The organism is Pseudomonas meliae (assembly GCF_001400515.1).
Classification (GTDB): Bacteria; Pseudomonadota; Gammaproteobacteria; order Pseudomonadales; family Pseudomonadaceae; genus Aquipseudomonas; species Aquipseudomonas amygdali.
The window spans coordinates 1-16,857 of sequence record NZ_LJQT01000412.1 but is presented as its reverse complement, the minus strand read 5'-3'; the positions used below and the strand labels follow the sequence as shown (position 1 = coordinate 16,857).

Here is a 16,857-nt window from a genome sequence, read left to right as displayed (position 1 = left end):
ATCCGTCCGGGGTAACCTGAAAACTTTTTTACGGATGAATACCCATGGCGACCAGCGCTCAGCCCGTGACGGCGAAGGCCTCGACCCCCCCTCAAGCCAGCCCGCTGGTGATGCGCATTATTGGTGCCGTTGCCCTTGCTCACCTGATCAACGACCTTATTCAGGCCATTCTTCCGTCGATCTACCCGATGCTCAAGGCCAGCTACGACTTGAGCTTCACCCAGATCGGCCTGATTACCCTGACGTTTCAGATCACAGCATCGCTGCTGCAGCCCTGGGTCGGTTATTACACTGACCGCCATCCTAACCCCCTGGTACTGCCTGTAGGGTCGATCTGTACGCTGGTCGGCATTGTGATGATGTCGATGGTGGGCAGTTTTCCATTGATTCTGCTGGCTGCCGCCTTGATCGGCATCGGTTCTTCGACATTCCACCCGGAAGCCTCGCGTATCGCGCGACTGGCTTCCGGTGGTCGTTATGGGCTCGCGCAGTCGACCTTTCAGGTGGGCGGCAACACCGGCTCCGCGTTCGGGCCATTGCTGGCGGCGGCGATCATCATCCCGTTCGGCCAGGGCAACGTGGCCTGGATCGGCTTGTTCGCATTGTTCTCGCTGGGTTTGCTGTATGCAATAAGCCGCTGGTATCGCGCGCACCTCAACCTGTTCAAACTCAAGGCAGGTCAGGCGGCCACTCATGGACTGTCCAGAAAACGCGTGATTGCCTCACTGGCAGTGCTGGCAGTGCTGGCATTTCTGGTGTTTTCCAAGTTCTTCTACATGACCAGCCTGACCAGCTATTTCACCTTCTACCTGATCGAGAAGTTTGACCTGTCAGTCGCCAGTTCGCAGTTGCACTTGTTCCTGTTTCTGGGCGCAGTGGCGGCCGGGACCTTTTTCGGCGGTCCGATCGGCGACCGCATTGGCCGCAAGGCCGTGATCTGGTTTTCGATCCTTGGCGCTGCACCCTTCACCCTGGCCCTGCCTTATGCAGACCTGTTCTGGACCAGCGTGCTCAGCGTGATCATTGGCTTTGTACTGGCGTCGGCTTTTTCCGCCATCGTGGTCTACGCCCAGGAGCTTGTACCTGGCAACGTGGGCATGATTGCCGGGCTTTTCTTTGGCCTGATGTTCGGCTTCGGCGGCATTGGCGCAGCCTTGCTCGGCTATCTGGCTGACAGCCACGGCATTCTGTTCGTCTACACGTTGTGCTCATACCTGCCGCTGCTTGGCATCCTCGCCATTCTTCTACCCCGGACCAAATAATGCTGATAGCAACACTGATCTTCCTGTTCACCATTACGCTGGTCATCTGGCAGCCCAAAGGCCTGAGCGTAGGCTGGAGTGCGGTACTCGGGGCGGTTCTGGCGTTGCTGACAGGGGTTGTGCACCTCAGCGACATCGCTGTGGTGTGGGGCATCATCTGGAATGCCACGGCGACGTTCATTTCGCTGATCATTATCACGCTGTTACTGGATGAGGCGGGTTTCTTTGCCTGGGCCGCGCTGCATGTGGCGCGCTGGGGCAAGGGTAAGGGACGTCGTCTGTTCGCCCTGTTCGTGTTGTTCGGTGCGCTGGTATCAGCCTTGTTCGCCAACGACGGTGCCGTGCTGATTCTCACGCCTATCGTCATTGCCATGATGCTGGCGTTGCGCTTCTCCGCTGCGTCGACCCTGGCGTTCGTCATGGCGGCCGGCTTCATTGCCGATACGGCCAGCCTGCCGCTGGTGGTATCGAATCTGGTGAACATCGTTTCGGCGGATTACTTCAAGATCGGTTTCAACCGTTACGCAGCCGTCATGGTGCCGGTGAACCTGGCCAGCGTCGCCGCCACTCTGGCCGTGCTGATGTGTTATTTCCGTCGGGATATTCCCAGCGAGTTCGAGCCTGAACATCTGGACAAGCCCGAAACGGCTATCCATGACCGCGCTACGTTTCTGGCCGGTTGGGCCGTGCTGCTGATTTTGCTGGTGGGCTGTTTCGCTCTTGAGCCGCTGGGCATCCCGATCAGTGCGATTTCGTCGGTCTGCGCGTTGCTGCTGCTCGCCATTGCCGCCAAAGGGCATACGATCAAGACGCGCAAGGTGATGAAAGAAGCGCCGTGGCACATCGTGGTGTTTTCGCTGGGCATGTACCTGGTGGTTTATGGTCTGCGCAACGCCGGACTCACCGGTTATCTGGCCAGTCTGCTGGACTGGTTTGCCGGCTATGGCATCTGGGGCGCAGCGATGGGCACCGGCGTCATGACGGCGTTTCTGTCTTCGATCATGAACAACATGCCCACCGTGCTCGTAGGGCTGCTGTCCATCGATGCAAGCCATGCCAGCGGGGCCATTCAGGAAGCGATGATCTACGCCAACGTGATCGGCAGCGACCTGGGGCCAAAAATTACCCCGATCGGCAGTCTGGCGACGCTGCTATGGCTGCATGTGCTGGAGCGCAAGGGAATCACCATCAGTTGGGGCTACTACTTCAAGGTCGGCATCGTACTGACCGTGCCGGTGTTGCTGATTACACTGGCTGCGCTGGCACTTCGATTGAGTTGAGCAGGTGGCTGGTGTCGGCCAGATTCGGCCACATGTCCGACACCAGAAACAGGCGCTCGGCTTCTTCCCAGTTGCCCTCGGTATTCTCTTTCAGGCGCACCAGCAATTGCGCCGGGGCCAGTGGGTCGAGTTCGGCCAGCCAGTCGCGTAGCTGCTGATCGCTCCACGCATCGTGGTAAAGCGCTGGTGCCAGCCAGGCATGACGCGGCAGGTGCTGCCAGCGTCCGGGGCTGCTCTGCGCCACAAACGGTTTCCAGTCACGTTGATGCAACCAGCGGCCCTTGAGATGCTGCGGGTGAACACCTGCGGGCGATTCGCATGAGCCTGGCCACGGATACAGCAGATAACCGCCCAGCCACAACTGCGCGCTGAAGGCCTCGACACCCAGCGCTGCCAGGGCCGCTCGGCTTTCCGGACGTGCAGACATCGGCAACTGATGCTGGCTCAGGTGGGCAAGCTTGCGGTCCAGCCGATCCTGGCAGCCAGGCCCCAGCCAGCTGGCCGGGTCGCGGCCGTCTCCGTCCTGCGGCCCTAGGTAGAGCTTGATTGCCAGTTCGACGTGATGCACGCCTTCACGATCACGCAGCAGCATGTCCAGTTCGCCCAGCGTCTGGCTGCCGAGCCGGATCGGCAGGTTGGCGGCAATGATCTCCACCCCCGGCGCGTGCTGCACCGCGAACTGCCAGAGCCGTTCGTAATAGCGGCCCAGCCGGCGTGTGGTTGCCAGCGCCAGCCAGTCTTCCAGCGGGCGACTGTCACGGTCGAGTTGCCAGAGAAAGTCCGCCAGTCGCTGCGGGTCCTGTACCCAGTCACTGCCGGCCAGCGGATGACGCTGTGGCCACGGCGCGACTTCCAGCATGGGCGGCGCGAGGATCACCCAGGCAAGGTCGCGCACTTCGGAGTGCCGTAGTTGGCGGGGGAGGTCGATCAGGCTGGGGAATAGGGTCATGTGCCGAGGATAGCGTGAGTTGAGGTTCAGGTGAGCTGATTGTGAAGGCGAAAAGATGCGGTGCTATTCAACGGGCCTGGCCAGTCCGAGAAAATCAGGGTCTTCACCACCGGGGCAGGGCGAGAATCGCTTGACGTCGGTTGCCCCCTTGACGTTCAGGTCGATGCGGCCGTTGGCATCTATGAAGATTGTAGTCTCTGGCCATTGCGGATCTATGTTTACGCAACCGCTGATTCCTGCGTTGTCCCACCATTGGAAATACATGAAGAAATCTTTTTTTTGAAATATATGGCCGCTGTCCCCAGTTGCTCCGCCAGGCCTTATGCCACCTCTGCTTATGCGGTGATCGGTAATCCATGTATAGCTAAGCTCTCCGTCTGCCTTGTCTGAGTAATAGACGCTTACGTAGGGCGTAGCGAAATCCCATAGTGCGAGGATGAGAAAGGTCGCCGTTAACTTCGGCCAGCGGGCTATGGCGTGTATCAGGATTTTTCGTTTCATGCAGTGCCCTCGTTTTCAGTCGCGTTGAAGCATGAGTGCACTCTTACTCCTTTACCCCACCTGCTCTTGGGTATCTGTGGTTCATCTCGTCAGCGATGTAGCGGGTCAGTTCTTCCATTTGATCCGGGTGGTTGCAGGCTGGCGCTATGGCCGTGTTGGAAGTTGCAGGTGGGAATAGTGCTTCAGCCGCTTTGGCGTTCTCCTGTAATCCCGGATCGTTCACAAGCTGATTCAGCTTCGGTTCGTCCAGTGTGCCGTCCTTGCGAAGGATGCCGAGCCTGGAGAAATCTATGGCTGGGCCAGCGGCATCGCCGAAGTCGGAGCCGCCACCCACATCGGTGCTGCCGGAAATGATCGTTCCGCCGTGGCTGGTCGGGCTGCCCAGGTGGGCCATCGGACGACCGTTGATGAGGATTGAGGGAAAGCCGGTGACGATCACCGCGCCGCAGCCGCACATATCGCCTACTCTGGCGGCGGACATGCCGTTGATCAGGGTGTCGGAGGAGGCTGTGACAATCGGGGTGCAACCGTGGCCCGGCAACGGGCAGAGGTGCATGTCGCCCTGGCGGCCTGAGGGAATCATGTGTCGTCCTTAGGTGTATTGAAAGCGGACGAAGCTAATGAACATCTTCTGTGGGGTATGTAAGGCAAATCCGGTTTTTTTGCGGGAATTCGCTCATTCGTTCAGAGCCAATCGGCTGATTGAAACGCTTCGTGATGAGGCGTTTCGCTTGATCTTTACGTGCCGGTTTGCTGCTACCGGGCCGTTTCGCCCATAATCGCTGTTTTAAGTCGTCTCGAAACCGCAGCAGGAGCCTCATGGAGCAATTTCGCAATATCGGCATCATCGGTCGCCTGGGCAGTGTTCAGGTGCTCGATACCGTTCGCCGACTCAAGAGATTCCTGCTGGACCGCCACCTGCACGTCATTCTTGAAGAGACGATTGCCGAAGTCCTGCCCGGTCATGGCCTGCAAACCTCGTCGCGCAAGATGCTCGGTGAAGTCTGTGACATGGTCATCGTGGTCGGTGGCGATGGCAGCCTGTTAGGCGCTGCACGGGCACTGGCCAGGCATAATGTTCCGGTACTGGGTATCAACCGCGGCAGTCTGGGCTTTCTGACCGACATTCGTCCTGACGAACTGGAGGTCAAATGCGCTGAAGTGCTAGATGGGCACTATCTGGTCGAAAACCGCTTCCTGCTTCAGGCCGAAGTGCGCCGCCACGGTGAGGCCATCGGTCAGGGCGATGCGCTCAACGACGTTGTGCTGCACCCCGGCAAGTCCACGCGCATGATCGAGTTCGAGATCTATATAGATGGTCAGTTTGTGTGCAGTCAGAAGGCCGATGGCCTTATCGTCGCCACGCCGACCGGATCGACAGCCTATGCGCTGTCGGCGGGCGGGCCGATCATGCATCCCAAGCTCGACGCCATCGTTATCGTGCCGATGTACCCGCACACCTTGTCCGGGCGGCCCATCGTGGTCGACGGCAACAGCGAGCTGAAAATCGTGGTGTCCAAGGACATGACCATTTATCCGCAAGTGTCCTGCGATGGCCAGAATCACTTTACCTGCGCACCGGGTGACACCATCACGGTCAGCAAGAAACCGCAGAAGCTGCGTCTGATTCACCCGCTGGATCACAATTATTACGAAGTCTGCCGCACCAAGCTCGGCTGGGGCAGCAAGCTCGGCGGCGGGGGCGATTAATGCTCGATCCGGCGCGTGGCTACGATCTGATCGGTGACGTGCACGGGTGCGCCCATACCCTGGAGCACTTGCTGGAGCTTCTCGGCTACCGTCTGCAGGCTGGCGTCTGGCGTCACCCTGAGCGTATTGCGATTTTCCTCGGCGACATCATTGACCGTGGCCCGCGTATTCGCGAGTCGCTGCATATCGTCCGCGATATGGTTCAGGCCGGTCATGCCCTGTGCATCATGGGCAACCATGAGTTCAACGCGCTGGGCTGGATGACGCCAGCCTTGCCGGAAAGCGGTCATGAGTTCGTGCGTGAGCACACCCCGCGCCATGCCCGGCTGATCGGCGAAACCCTGGCGCAGTTCGAGCGCTACCCGGATGAATGGAGCGAGTTCGTCAACTGGTTCTATGAGCTGCCGCTGTACATGGATGCCGGTCGCTTCAGGGTGGTGCATGCCTGCTGGGATGCGACTCTGATCGATCCGTTGCGCGGCCTGCATGGCACCGGCTGTATCGACAAGCATTTTGTCCAGGCCTCGGCAGTGCCCGGCAGCTTCGCCAGCAATGTCTTCAACCGTCTGCTGCGCGGCACCGACATGCGTTTGCCGCACGGTCTTACCCTGACCGGCGGCGACGGGCTGACCCGCGAGTTCTTTCGTACCAAGTTCTGGGAAGATGACCCGCAGACCTATGGCGACGTGGTATTTCAGCCCGACCCGCTGCCTGAAGGCGTAGCCAAGACCCCGCTGTCCACGTCCGAAAAAAACGCATTGCTGCGTTACGGTATCAATGAGCCGCTGCTGTTTGTCGGTCATTACTGGCGCAGCGGCGTCCCCGCGCCTATCCGGCCTAATCTGGCCTGTCTGGATTACAGCGCCGTGCTCTACGGCAAGCTGGTCGCCTATCGGCTGGACCAGGAAACACAGATCGACCCGGACAAATTCGTCTGGGTCGACGTGCAGCGTCCCGAGGTTTCAGAATGAGTGCTGTTGCAGTCCTGCGGTTGCCGTTGACCACCAACCTGGGCGGGTTTGTCAGCCTGTTGCAGCGCTTGCGGATTCCCCACAGGGTCAGCGAAGAGGCTGGCGAGCAGGTACTTTGGGTGCCGGATGCGCCGCAACTGGCCGATGAGGTGCGCGAGTTGTACACGCGCTTTCCTGAAGGGGACGAGCATTTTCAACTGGCGCAAGACGCCCCAAACGTGACGTACAAGTCGCCGGGCCTGATCGAGCAGCTACGCAACAGCCCGGTAACGGCCCTGGTATTGCTGGTCACCCTGCTGGTGGCGGGCATGACGCTGCTGGGCGACAACCTCGAAGTCATCCGCTGGCTGACCTTTCAGGATTTCCGGATCAGTGGCGAGTACGCGACGTTTCTGCCGTTGTCCGACAGCCTGGCCGCCGGGCAATGGTGGCGGATCGTCTCACCTATGCTGATTCACTTCGGCATCCTGCACCTGGCCATGAACGGCATGTGGTTCTGGGAACTGGGCAGGCGCATCGAAATTCGTCAGGGCGGTCTGTCTTTATTGCTGCTCACGCTGCTGTTTTCAGCTGTTTCAAATTCCGTGCAGTACCTGTTCAGCGGCCCAAGCCTGTTTGGCGGACTGTCCGGCGTGCTGTATGGCCTGCTCGGGCATTGCTGGATTTTCCAGATGCTGGCGCCCAACCCGGTCTATCGCCTGCCGCGCGGGGTATTGATCATGATGCTCATCTGGCTGGCGCTATGCCTGTCCGGCCTGGTGAGCATGCTCGGTTTTGGCGAGATCGCCAACGGCGCGCATGTCGGCGGTCTGATCATCGGTTGTGCTACCGGCCTGGTCGGCGGTGCGATTGCGCGCCGCAAGTCGTAAAATTACCCGCTATTTTCTGGAGTGCGCCATGTCGTCTTTTATAGAAATGATCGAAAACATCACCCCGGATATCTACGAAAGCCTGAAGCTGGCCGTGGAAATCGGCAAATGGTCCGATGGCCGCAAGCTTACTCAGGAACAGCGTGAGCTGTCGTTGCAGGCGCTGATCGCCTGGGAAGTGCAGAACCTGCCGGAAGACCAGCGCACGGGCTACATGGGGCCGCAGGAATGCGCCTCCAAATCAGCGCCAGTGCCCAATATCCTGTTCAAATCGGATGCTATTCATTGATCGAAATTGGTCGCGGAGCAGTCAACAAAATGTCGGCGCGTCAGGATGATGCGTCATGTGTGCAATACGCTTTTCGTCTGGGCGAGACCGAGATTGCGGTCAACCCGCTGATCGGCAAGACGCTGCGCCTGGAGTTTCTTGGTGCCATTCATTGCAGTCATTGCGGGCGCAAGACCAAGTCCAGTTACAGCCAGGGCTACTGCTACCCGTGCATGCTCAAGCTGGCGCAATGCGACATGTGCATCATGAGCCCGGAAAAATGCCATCACGATCAGGGCACCTGTCGCGATCCGGCATGGGGCGAACAGTTCTGCATGACCGATCACATCGTCTACCTGGCCAATTCGTCAGGCGTGAAGGTCGGTATTACCCGGTCCACGCAGTTGCCGACCCGCTGGCTGGATCAGGGCGCAAGTCAGGCGTTGCCGATTCTGCGTGTGGCCACCCGTCAGCAGTCCGGCTTTGTCGAAGACCTGCTGCGCAGTCAGGTGGCCGACCGTACCAACTGGCGTGCGCTGCTCAAAGGTGATGCCCAGCCGGTCGATCTCAAGGCCATTCGCCAGGAATTGTTCGACAGTTGCGGCGCGGGCCTGCTGGGATTGCAAGAACGATTCGGTCTGCAAGCCATCCAATTGCTACATGACGCCGAGCCTGTCGAGTTTCGTTACCCGGTCGAGGCGTATCCGACCAAGATTGTCAGCTTCAACCTGGACAAGAACCCGATTGCCGAAGGCACGCTGCTGGGGATCAAGGGCCAATACCTGATTTTCGATACCGGCGTGATCAATATTCGCAAGTACACGGCCTATCAGCTGGCCGTGCATCAGTAGAAGGATTCCAGCATGCGCACCGAGCAACCGAAAATGATTTACCTGAAGGACTACCAGGCTCCCGAGTACCTCATCGATGAGACGAACCTGACCTTCGAACTGTTCGACGACCACTCGCTGGTCCACGCCCAACTGGTCATGCGCCGCAACCCCGAGCGTGGCGCAGGCCTGCCGCCGCTGGTGCTGGACGGTCAGCATCTGGAACTGGTCTCGGTCAAACTGAGCGATGTGGAGCTGAGCGCTGCGGATTATCAACTGACAGAAGATCACCTGACGCTGCATCCGCAAGCCGAAAGCTTCACGGTCGACAGCACCGTGCGCATTCATCCTGAAACCAATACCGCGCTGGAAGGCCTGTACAAATCCAGCGGCATGTTCTGCACCCAGTGCGAGGCCGAAGGCTTTCGCAAGATTACCTACTACCTCGACCGCCCCGACGTGATGAGCAAGTTCACTACCACGCTCAGCGCCGACAAGCAGAATTTCCCTATTCTGCTCTCCAACGGCAATCCGATTGCCAGTGGTGAAGAAGAGGGTGGGCGGCACTGGGCGACGTGGGAAGACCCATTCATGAAGCCGGCTTACCTGTTCGCGCTGGTGGCCGGTGATCTGTGGTGCATCGAAGACACCTTTACCACCATGAGCCAGCGGGAAGTCACCCTGCGCATCTATGTCGAGCCAGAAAACGTCGACAAGTGCCAGCACGCCATGACCAGCCTGAAGAAATCCATGCGCTGGGATGAAGAAACCTACGGTCGTGAGTATGACCTGGGCATCTTCATGATGGTCGCGGTCAACGACTTCAACATGGGCGCGATGGAGAACAAGGGCCTCAATATCTTCAACTCCAGTGCCGTACTGGCACGTGCCGAGACCGCAACCGATGCCGCGCATCAGCGGGTCGAAGCGATCGTTGCCCACGAATACTTCCACAACTGGTCGGGTAACCGCGTGACCTGCCGTGACTGGTTCCAGCTGTCGCTCAAGGAAGGCTTCACGGTGTACCGCGACGCCGGTTTCTCGGCGGACATGAACTCGGCCACGGTCAAGCGTATTCAGGACGTTGCTTACCTGCGAACTCACCAGTTTGCCGAAGACGCAGGCCCGATGGCCCACGCAGTGCGTCCGGACAGCTTCATCGAAATCTCCAACTTCTACACCCTGACCGTTTACGAAAAGGGTTCGGAAGTGGTTGGCATGCTCCACACCCTGCTGGGCGCCGAAGGCTTCCGCAAGGGCAGTGATCTGTATTTTGAACGTCATGACGGCCAGGCCGTGACCTGCGACGACTTCATCAAGGCCATGGAAGACGCCAACGGCGTCGACCTGACCCAGTTCAAGCGCTGGTACAGCCAGGCGGGTACGCCGCGTCTGGCGGTCAGCGAGTCGTATGACGCTGCTGCGAAAACCTACAGCCTGACTTTCCGGCAGAGCTGCCCAAGCACACCAGGCCAGCCTGGCGATCAGAAACAGCCGTTTGTGATTCCGGTCGAACTGGGGCTGCTGGACAGCAAAGGCGGCGAGATTGCTCTGCGTCTGGCGGACGAAACCGCAGCTTCCAGCACCACGCGAGTGTTCTCGGTTACCGGGTCCGAGCAGACCTTCACCTTCGTTGACGTTGCCGAAAAGCCACTGCCGTCACTGCTGCGCGGTTTCTCTGCGCCGGTCAAGCTGAGCTTTCCGTATGACCGTGATCAACTGATGTTCCTGATGCAACACGACAGCGACGGTTTCAACCGTTGGGATGCCGGTCAGCAACTGTCGGTTCAGGTATTGCAGGAGCTGATCGGTCAGCACCAGCAAGGTCAGGCACTGGTCATGGACCAGCGTTTGATCACTGCGCTGGGCACCGTGCTGGCGGATGAGCGTCTGGACCAGGCGATGGTCGCAGAAATGCTCTCGTTGCCGGGTGAGGCTTATCTCGCCGAGATCAGCGAGGTGGCGGATGTCGATGCCATTCACGCCGCTCGCGAATTTGCTCGCCAACAACTGGCCGATGGCCTGTTTGACAGTCTGCTGACGCGCTACAAGGCCAACCGCGAGGTATCCAGAGCCACGCCATACGTCGCCGAGTCCACGCATTTCGCCCGTCGCGCGCTGCAGAACATTGCGCTGTCGTACCTGATGCTTAGCGGCAAACCTGAAGTACTGGCGGCGACCATCGACCAGTTCGATACCAGTGACAACATGACCGAGCGCCTGACTGCGCTGGCGGTGCTGGTCAATTCGCCGTTTACGGCCGAACGCGACAAAGCGCTCGCCGTGTTCGCCGAGAACTTCAAAAGCAACGCGCTGGTCATGGATCAATGGTTCAGCGTACAGGCGGCCAGCTCTCAGCCGGGCGGCCTGCAACGCGTGCAGGAACTGATGAAGCATCCTGCATTCAGCATCAAGAACCCGAACAAGGTCCGTGCCCTGATAGGTGCATTTGCCGGGCAGAACCTGATCAATTTCCACGCAGCGGACGGCTCCGGCTATCGCTTCCTCGCGGACCTTGTGATCGAGCTGAACGCCCTGAACCCGCAGATCGCCTCCCGCCAATTGGCACCACTGACCCGCTGGCGCAAATACGACAGCGCCCGTCAGGCGCTGATGAAGGCCGAGCTGGAGCGTATCCTCGCCTCCGGCAAACTGTCGGCGGACGTGTATGAAGTGGTGAGTAAAAGCCTGGCTGAATAAGGGTTGCCCAGTGCCTGACAGGCACTTGTGAGAAAGGCGCTGTCCGCTGATGCGGACAGCGCTTTTTTTTGGAGTGTGCGTCGCCGTGCGGTGTTTTGACTATCGTGCCAACGCGGGGCGTGGGAACGAGAATTTTGGCGTCCATAAAAATCTCACATGTGATGCGTATCTATCTTCAAAAACATCTGATACGTTGCTCACCTGATCCACGGCCAGCAGCAAGGGGGAAGCGCCAATGCCTCGTAAAACCCAGGGCGATAACGCAGCGGTCCCGGCCAAGGCTTCGAAGAGCTCCACCGATTACATGCGTGAAATGCGTCTGCGACTCAAAGAGGCGGGGCTGGTCAAGCGGGAATTCTGGATCCGGCCCGAGAACGTCGATGCCCTGCGTGGCGTTGAAAAAGCCTTAAGACAGCCCTTTTTGGGCGACAGAATAAAACTGGAGGATTTCATGACCGAGAATACCCACTGGACCATCAGCTCTCTGCAGAAGGCACTTTGCGAACTGGAGCTGGTGACGAATGGAAAGATCGAGCTCGATGTGACCGAGGGCGATGCCTCGGGAATCAGGCTGACCATGGCCGACTACGGCGACCTGCCGATCTACATCGCCGTGGAAGGCGAGCAGATTCTCGCCGATGCGACCTTGATCGAAGTGAACAAGATCAAGAACGTGCAGGCGTTCAACGATGTCGTCCTGCGCAGCCGCGATCTGTTTCCGCTGTCATCGGTCGGTATCGAAAAGCTGGGTGACGGTCAGGAAGTCTACTGCCTGTTTGGCGCGTTGAGCGCAGCATCGTCGCTCACAGTAGTCGTGCAGGAAATCCTTACCCTCGCGGACAACGTGATCCGTGCGGCCGATGCTTTTGAAGATCATTTCATCTACTGAACAGCGCTGTCAGGCGGAGAACATTAATGACTACGAGTATCTGGAAAAAACTGGTGACCGCCGTTCGTGGTGGCGCTTCCGAAGTGGGCGAGTCGATTGCCGATGCCAATGCCATCCGCATTCTGGATCAGGAAATTCGTGACGCCGACAATGCGCTGGTCAAGGCCCGCGACGGGCTGATTACCATCAAGGCCAAGCACAAGCTCTCGGCACAGCGTCTTGAAGAACACGCCACCAGCATCGCCAACTGGGAAGGCCGCGCCATGCAGGCTCTGAACAAGGGTGAAGAAGCGCTGGCTGTGGAGTGCGCGAACAAGATCGCCGAGATCGAGGCCCTGCGTGATCAGGAGCAGGAACTGGCCGATCAGTTCAACAAGCAGGTCAGCCTGCTGCAAGAACAGGTGGTCAAGGCCGAATCGCGAATCAAGAGCCTCAAGCAGCAGGTCGAGATGGCCAAGGCCCGTGAAACCGTGCAAAAAGCTCGCGTTGCAACGGCCACTGCAACCGGTGGTGCCAGCGGCGCAGTCGAAACCGCAGTAGGCTCGCTGGCGCGTCTCAAGCAACGTCAGGATGAACAGGACGCCAAGCTCGAAGCGGCCGAAGAACTGGCCAGCCAGTCCAGCGGCAGCGATCTGGAGCGTCGTCTGCAGGATGCCGGTATTGGTGCCAAAAGTGGCGGTGCGCAAGATGTGCTGGCACGTCTGAAAGCCAAAAACCAGACGCCGGCTCAGTAAGCGAAACCACAGGGCAGGCGAGGGTGGTGAATGGAGTTTTCCAAACGACTCAAGGTCATCCTCGCCCTGGCAGCAGTTATGATTGCGGTGCAAGTACTGAACTCGATCACCGGCAACGGCCTGATTCATTTCGGTATCATTCCGCGCAATGCGACCGGGTTGCGCGGCATTGTGTTTGCGCCTTTTCTGCACGGTTCGATTCAGCACTTGCTCAGCAACCTGCTGCCGTTCATTGTGCTGAGCTGGCTGGTCGCCACCGAGGGTGTCAGGCGTTATGCGTGGGTCGCCGGGCTGGTCTGTCTGCTGGTCTGGAGCTTCGGTCGCAGCAATATCCATGTCGGTGCGAGCGGTCTGATTTTTGGTTTGTGGGCTTACCTGCTTGCGCGGGCATGGTATCAGCGCAGTATCGCCAGCGTGCTGGTCGCGCTGTTGGTACTGGCGGGCTACAGCGGACTGGTTTTCGGCTTTGTCCCGGTAGCTGGCATATCGTTTGAATCACATATTGCCGGCGCACTGGCGGGTATTTGTGTAGCGTGGCTGATGCATTCCAAGGCATTGCTGGCGCAGAAGTGAGCCAGTCTTTTGAACAGTGTGTTTATTCCGGTTAAAGACATGTCCATACCGGCTCCAGTCGACTTCAAGGGAACTGCACTATGAGTTGGTTCAAACGTGCCATGGGGCTGGAAGCACCCAAGGCATCAGGTCGTGATGGCGTGCAATCCGTCAGCACGGTCAGCCCGTTAGGGTTGGCGTCCGGTCGCATGTTATGTCTGGACAGCTCGTTGAAGCTGTTGCTCGACGGGCATTCGCAAGTGGTTGTCCCAGACGATGAAAAGGTCTGGGCCGTGGGGCGCGTAGATCTGGGCCAGTCGATGGCGTTGCATCGCTTCTACCTGGATAACGAGGACTACTTCCTGCAGGTGGTCAGCAACGGCCCCAATCCGGAAGACGTGCAGGACATTATTCTGTTCGGTTACTACAGCGCCGAGCCGATCACCAGCAAGGATGAGTTGCTGCGCCTGACCGGTCCGTCGTCGAAGATCGGCCTGCCCACCTACGAACACGATGGCGAGGTATTCGAACGGCAATGGGGCACGTCGCCCGGCCAGACCGAGCTGACGCCACTGGATGAGGACATTGTCAGCCCTGATGCTGCGTATCGCGTCAAACACCTGAGCATGCTGTATGCCCGCGAAACGGGGCTGATCAACCGCCGCGAGTTTCTGCTGTTTTCCGTCGAGGAAGACGAAGAGGGCAGCATTACCCTCACCACGGTCGTTGGCATAACGCTGCAATCCACTGATATCAACGTTCTTTGACAAGGAAATCTTCATGATCGACGCGCTGTGTATGTCGCTCAATGCCCCTGCCGTGATTGGCTTCGTCATGTACATTCTGGTTGCGGCCATTCTGTTCGCCCTGTTCCAGTTCATCTACAGCAGGATCACGCCGCACAAGGAATTTGCGCTGATTCGCGAGAACAACAGTGCTGCCGCGTTGGCGTTGGGCGGTTCGCTGATCGGTTTCGCACTGCCAGCCAGCAACATCATCAGTTACAGCATCAGCATTCTGGATGTGATCGTCTGGGTGGTGATTGCAGCCGTTGTGCAACTGCTGGCGTTCGGTGTTACCAGCCTGGTGCTCAAGGGCCTGTCGACACGTATTGCCAAGGGCGAAATGGCTGCCGCCATTTACTCGGCCAGCGTCGCAATCAGCGTCGGTCTTCTCAACGCAGCCTGCATGACCCCTTCGGTCTGACGGCAGCCTTGAACAAGGAGACTCACGATGAGACGCAGTTCAGTAAAGCTGGTACTTGCCAGCACGCTTCCGCTGGCCCTTGCCGGGTGTGGCCCGTCGCAAGACAAGGATACTTTCAACGCGCAGGCCAACTTCAGTTCGGTGCAGGAGTGCGTTGATGCCAAAGTGCCGGTAAATGTCTGTTCGGATGCCTACATGCAGGCGCTGTCCGACCATCGCCGCATCGCGCCGACCTATGATGACAAGGCGTCTTGCGACGCGGACTTTGTACCGGATTATTGCCAGGTCACTTCGGATGGCAAGTACATGCCGAAACTCGGCGGCTTTGAGCTGGGTTTTTCCGGGCGTGTGCCCAAAGAGGCGCTGGACCGGGCCAATCAGGAAGTCGCCCAGTCCGCTCCCGCAGGCATGAGCGGCACCACCGGGCTGATGGCCGGTCTGCTGATCGGTAATCTGCTCAGCAATGGCTTCGGCAACAATCGCTATTACTCGCAACCTATCTACCAGACGCGCGATGACCGCGGCGGTTACTACAGCTCGTCCTTGCCAAGTCAGATTGATCGCGGCAAAACCTTTGGCCGTTCGACCCAGGCGCAATCCAGTCCGGATCGCAGCTATGGCAAGAGCACACTGGGGCGTAACCTGGGCAGTTCGGGCTCCGGCTCGTCCTCGGTGTCGTCGACTATCTCGCGCGGCGGCTTCGGCAGCCAGGCCTCGGCACGCAGTGGCTGGGGCGGCAAGAGCAGCGGTGGCAGCAGCAGTTTCGGAGGCTGACGGTCCGGGCCATGAAAAAGATCAGTATCGAGGAACGCCCGGACTGGCGCGCAACGGCGGAACGTGAAGGGTTCAACTTTCATACCATCGATGGCGAGCGCTATTGGGATGAGCGCGGGTATTATCAGTTCACCGAGCAGCAGATTACCCGCGACCTTGAAGTGCCTACCCAGGAACTTCACCAGATGTGTCTGGACGCAGTCGCGCGGGTGGTGGACAGCGAAGAGTTGTTGCACCGCCTGGCGATTCCGGAAGCGTTCTTTGATGTGATCCGCGCGTCATGGAAACAGGGGCATCCACACCTTTACGGGCGCTTCGACTTTGCCTACGACGGCACGGGCCCGGCAAAGATGTACGAAATCAATGCTGATACGCCCACCAGTCTGATGGAGGCAGGTGCGTTCCAGTTGCTCTGGCTGGACGAGCAGATGGCGCGCGGTGTTCTGCCCGCGCATTCCAGCCAGTTCAATTCGATTGCCGAGGATCTTGTTCGGGCGTTTGCCGAGTTTCCGGGGGCGAGCCCGTTCTACTTTTCGGCGATGTCCGGCTCTGTCGAGGACCGTGGTACTACCGACTTTCTGCGGCGCATGGCTGCGCACGTGGGCATTGATGCCCGGCATATCGATATCGAGGACATCGGGCTCAGTGCCGAGGGGCGTTTTGTCGACCTGGACGGACGCTGGATCGAGCAGCTGTTCAAGCTTCACGCCTGGGAACATATCTTTCACGAGGAGTTTGGCCAGCACGTTCCAGCCAGTGGCACTCAGTTCGTTGAACCTGCCTGGAAGTCGATTCTCAGCAACAAGGGAATTCTGCCGTTGTTGTGGCAGTTCAATGAGGGCCATCCGAACCTGCTGCCTTCGCGCGTCGATCAGGACCCGAGCAGACCGGTTCCCAAGGGCTGGGTACGCAAACCCTACTTTTCTCGTGAAGGTGCCAACATTGAAATGCGCACGCCTGGCGATCAGGTGATTTCAGTCGATGGGCCTTACACTGATGCGCCTTATATTTTGCAGGCGTACTCGCCGCTGCCGCGATTCGGTGACAGCTACACGCTGATCGGCTCCTGGGTCATCGGCGACCTTGCCTCCGGAATCGGCATTCGCGAAGACGACAGTCTGATCACCAAGGACACCAGCCGGTTCCTGCCCCACGTGGTCATCGACTGAACGCTGCTTATTCTCAATAAGTGTTACTTGTCCAATACACGTAACACCCTCGCTGTTACCGAACGTTTATCGAGTCCGCAATGACCGGCATCAACCGGTTACTATTTTGATGCTATGTCTGACAATTAAACAGGCTGTACTCGTGTTTTTAATTCTGGCGATACAGAAGGTCCGTTAAGGAGGCGCTGCAAAA

At 58.7% G+C, this 16,857-nt stretch carries 17 protein-coding genes and 1 pseudogene; 15 read left to right on the top strand and 3 right to left on the bottom strand.

Features of this window, described 5'->3' with window-relative positions:
• Window positions 1-44: 44 nt before the first annotated feature.
• Window positions 45-1,262 (top strand): MFS transporter, encoded by a 1,218-nt coding sequence (locus tag ALO64_RS18965; protein ID WP_044343587.1) that lies wholly within the window; start codon window positions 45-47, stop codon window positions 1,260-1,262.
• Window positions 1,262-2,542 carry an arsenic transporter gene (locus ALO64_RS18960; RefSeq protein WP_044321398.1) on the top strand — a complete coding sequence of 427 codons (1,281 nt, stop codon included), beginning with the start codon at window positions 1,262-1,264 and terminating at the stop codon, window positions 2,540-2,542. Before ALO64_RS18965 ends, ALO64_RS18960 begins: the two co-directional genes overlap by 1 nt.
• Here ALO64_RS18960 and ALO64_RS18955 read toward each other — a convergent pair.
• The 3 genes and pseudogenes from ALO64_RS18955 to ALO64_RS18945 form a co-directional block, all read right to left on the bottom strand.
• Window positions 2,508-3,491, bottom strand: a complete 984-nt coding sequence (locus ALO64_RS18955) for a DUF1853 family protein (RefSeq protein ID WP_044343588.1) — start codon at window positions 3,489-3,491, stop codon at window positions 2,508-2,510. The two genes, ALO64_RS18960 and ALO64_RS18955, sit on opposite strands and share 35 nt — an antisense overlap.
• 63 nt (window positions 3,492-3,554) lie before the next feature.
• A complete protein-coding gene (locus ALO64_RS18950) occupies window positions 3,555-3,992 on the bottom strand; it encodes a hypothetical protein (protein WP_005731325.1) in 438 nt (145 codons plus the stop codon).
• 79 nt (window positions 3,993-4,071) lie between these two features.
• Window positions 4,072-4,575, bottom strand: a pseudogene (locus tag ALO64_RS18945) (PAAR domain-containing protein); the annotation flags it as partial.
• Between the two features lie 236 nt (window positions 4,576-4,811).
• Here ALO64_RS18945 and ALO64_RS18940 point away from each other — a divergent pair.
• The 13 genes from ALO64_RS18940 (at window position 4,812) to ALO64_RS18880 (ending at window position 16,664) form a co-directional block, all read left to right on the top strand.
• Window positions 4,812-5,702 carry an NAD(+) kinase gene (locus tag ALO64_RS18940; protein WP_002554505.1) on the top strand — a complete coding sequence of 297 codons (891 nt, stop codon included), beginning with the start codon at window positions 4,812-4,814 and terminating at the stop codon, window positions 5,700-5,702.
• The gene (locus ALO64_RS18935; protein WP_044343589.1) at window positions 5,702-6,673 is read left to right on the top strand and encodes a metallophosphoesterase; all 972 of its coding nucleotides are present in this window, start codon (window positions 5,702-5,704) and stop codon (window positions 6,671-6,673) included. Before ALO64_RS18940 ends, ALO64_RS18935 begins: the two co-directional genes overlap by 1 nt.
• Window positions 6,670-7,542 (top strand): rhomboid family intramembrane serine protease, encoded by an 873-nt coding sequence (locus ALO64_RS18930; protein WP_044343590.1) that lies wholly within the window; start codon window positions 6,670-6,672, stop codon window positions 7,540-7,542. The genes ALO64_RS18935 and ALO64_RS18930 overlap by 4 nt, the downstream gene beginning before the upstream one ends.
• Before the next feature lie 28 nt (window positions 7,543-7,570).
• Window positions 7,571-7,831: a YeaC family protein gene (locus ALO64_RS18925; RefSeq protein WP_002554502.1), complete on the top strand. Its 261-nt coding sequence runs from the start codon at window positions 7,571-7,573 to the stop codon at window positions 7,829-7,831.
• A complete protein-coding gene (locus ALO64_RS18920; protein WP_004665926.1) occupies window positions 7,828-8,661 on the top strand; it encodes a DUF2797 domain-containing protein in 834 nt (277 codons plus the stop codon). The genes ALO64_RS18925 and ALO64_RS18920 overlap by 4 nt, the downstream gene beginning before the upstream one ends.
• Before the next feature lie 12 nt (window positions 8,662-8,673).
• The gene (pepN, locus tag ALO64_RS18915; protein ID WP_044343591.1) at window positions 8,674-11,340 is read left to right on the top strand and encodes an aminopeptidase N; all 2,667 of its coding nucleotides are present in this window, start codon (window positions 8,674-8,676) and stop codon (window positions 11,338-11,340) included.
• A gap of 235 nt (window positions 11,341-11,575) precedes the next feature.
• Window positions 11,576-12,229 (top strand): YjfI family protein, encoded by a 654-nt coding sequence (locus tag ALO64_RS18910; RefSeq protein ID WP_044343592.1) that lies wholly within the window; start codon window positions 11,576-11,578, stop codon window positions 12,227-12,229.
• 26 nt (window positions 12,230-12,255) lie between these two features.
• Entirely contained in the window at window positions 12,256-12,963 is a 708-nt protein-coding gene (locus ALO64_RS18905) for a PspA/IM30 family protein (RefSeq protein WP_002554498.1), read from the top strand.
• A gap of 30 nt (window positions 12,964-12,993) precedes the next feature.
• Window positions 12,994-13,536, top strand: a complete 543-nt coding sequence (locus tag ALO64_RS18900) for a rhomboid family intramembrane serine protease (protein ID WP_044343593.1) — start codon at window positions 12,994-12,996, stop codon at window positions 13,534-13,536.
• An 80-nt stretch (window positions 13,537-13,616) separates the two neighbouring features.
• Window positions 13,617-14,282 carry a DUF2491 family protein gene (locus ALO64_RS18895; protein WP_044343594.1) on the top strand — a complete coding sequence of 222 codons (666 nt, stop codon included), beginning with the start codon at window positions 13,617-13,619 and terminating at the stop codon, window positions 14,280-14,282.
• 13 nt (window positions 14,283-14,295) lie between these two features.
• A complete protein-coding gene (locus ALO64_RS18890; RefSeq protein ID WP_044343596.1) occupies window positions 14,296-14,721 on the top strand; it encodes a DUF350 domain-containing protein in 426 nt (141 codons plus the stop codon).
• 27 nt (window positions 14,722-14,748) lie between these two features.
• The gene (locus ALO64_RS18885; RefSeq protein WP_002554494.1) at window positions 14,749-15,495 is read left to right on the top strand and encodes a DUF1190 domain-containing protein; all 747 of its coding nucleotides are present in this window, start codon (window positions 14,749-14,751) and stop codon (window positions 15,493-15,495) included.
• A gap of 11 nt (window positions 15,496-15,506) precedes the next feature.
• Window positions 15,507-16,664, top strand: a complete 1,158-nt coding sequence (locus ALO64_RS18880; RefSeq protein ID WP_044343598.1) for a glutathionylspermidine synthase family protein — start codon at window positions 15,507-15,509, stop codon at window positions 16,662-16,664.
• Window positions 16,665-16,857 lie beyond the last annotated feature (193 nt).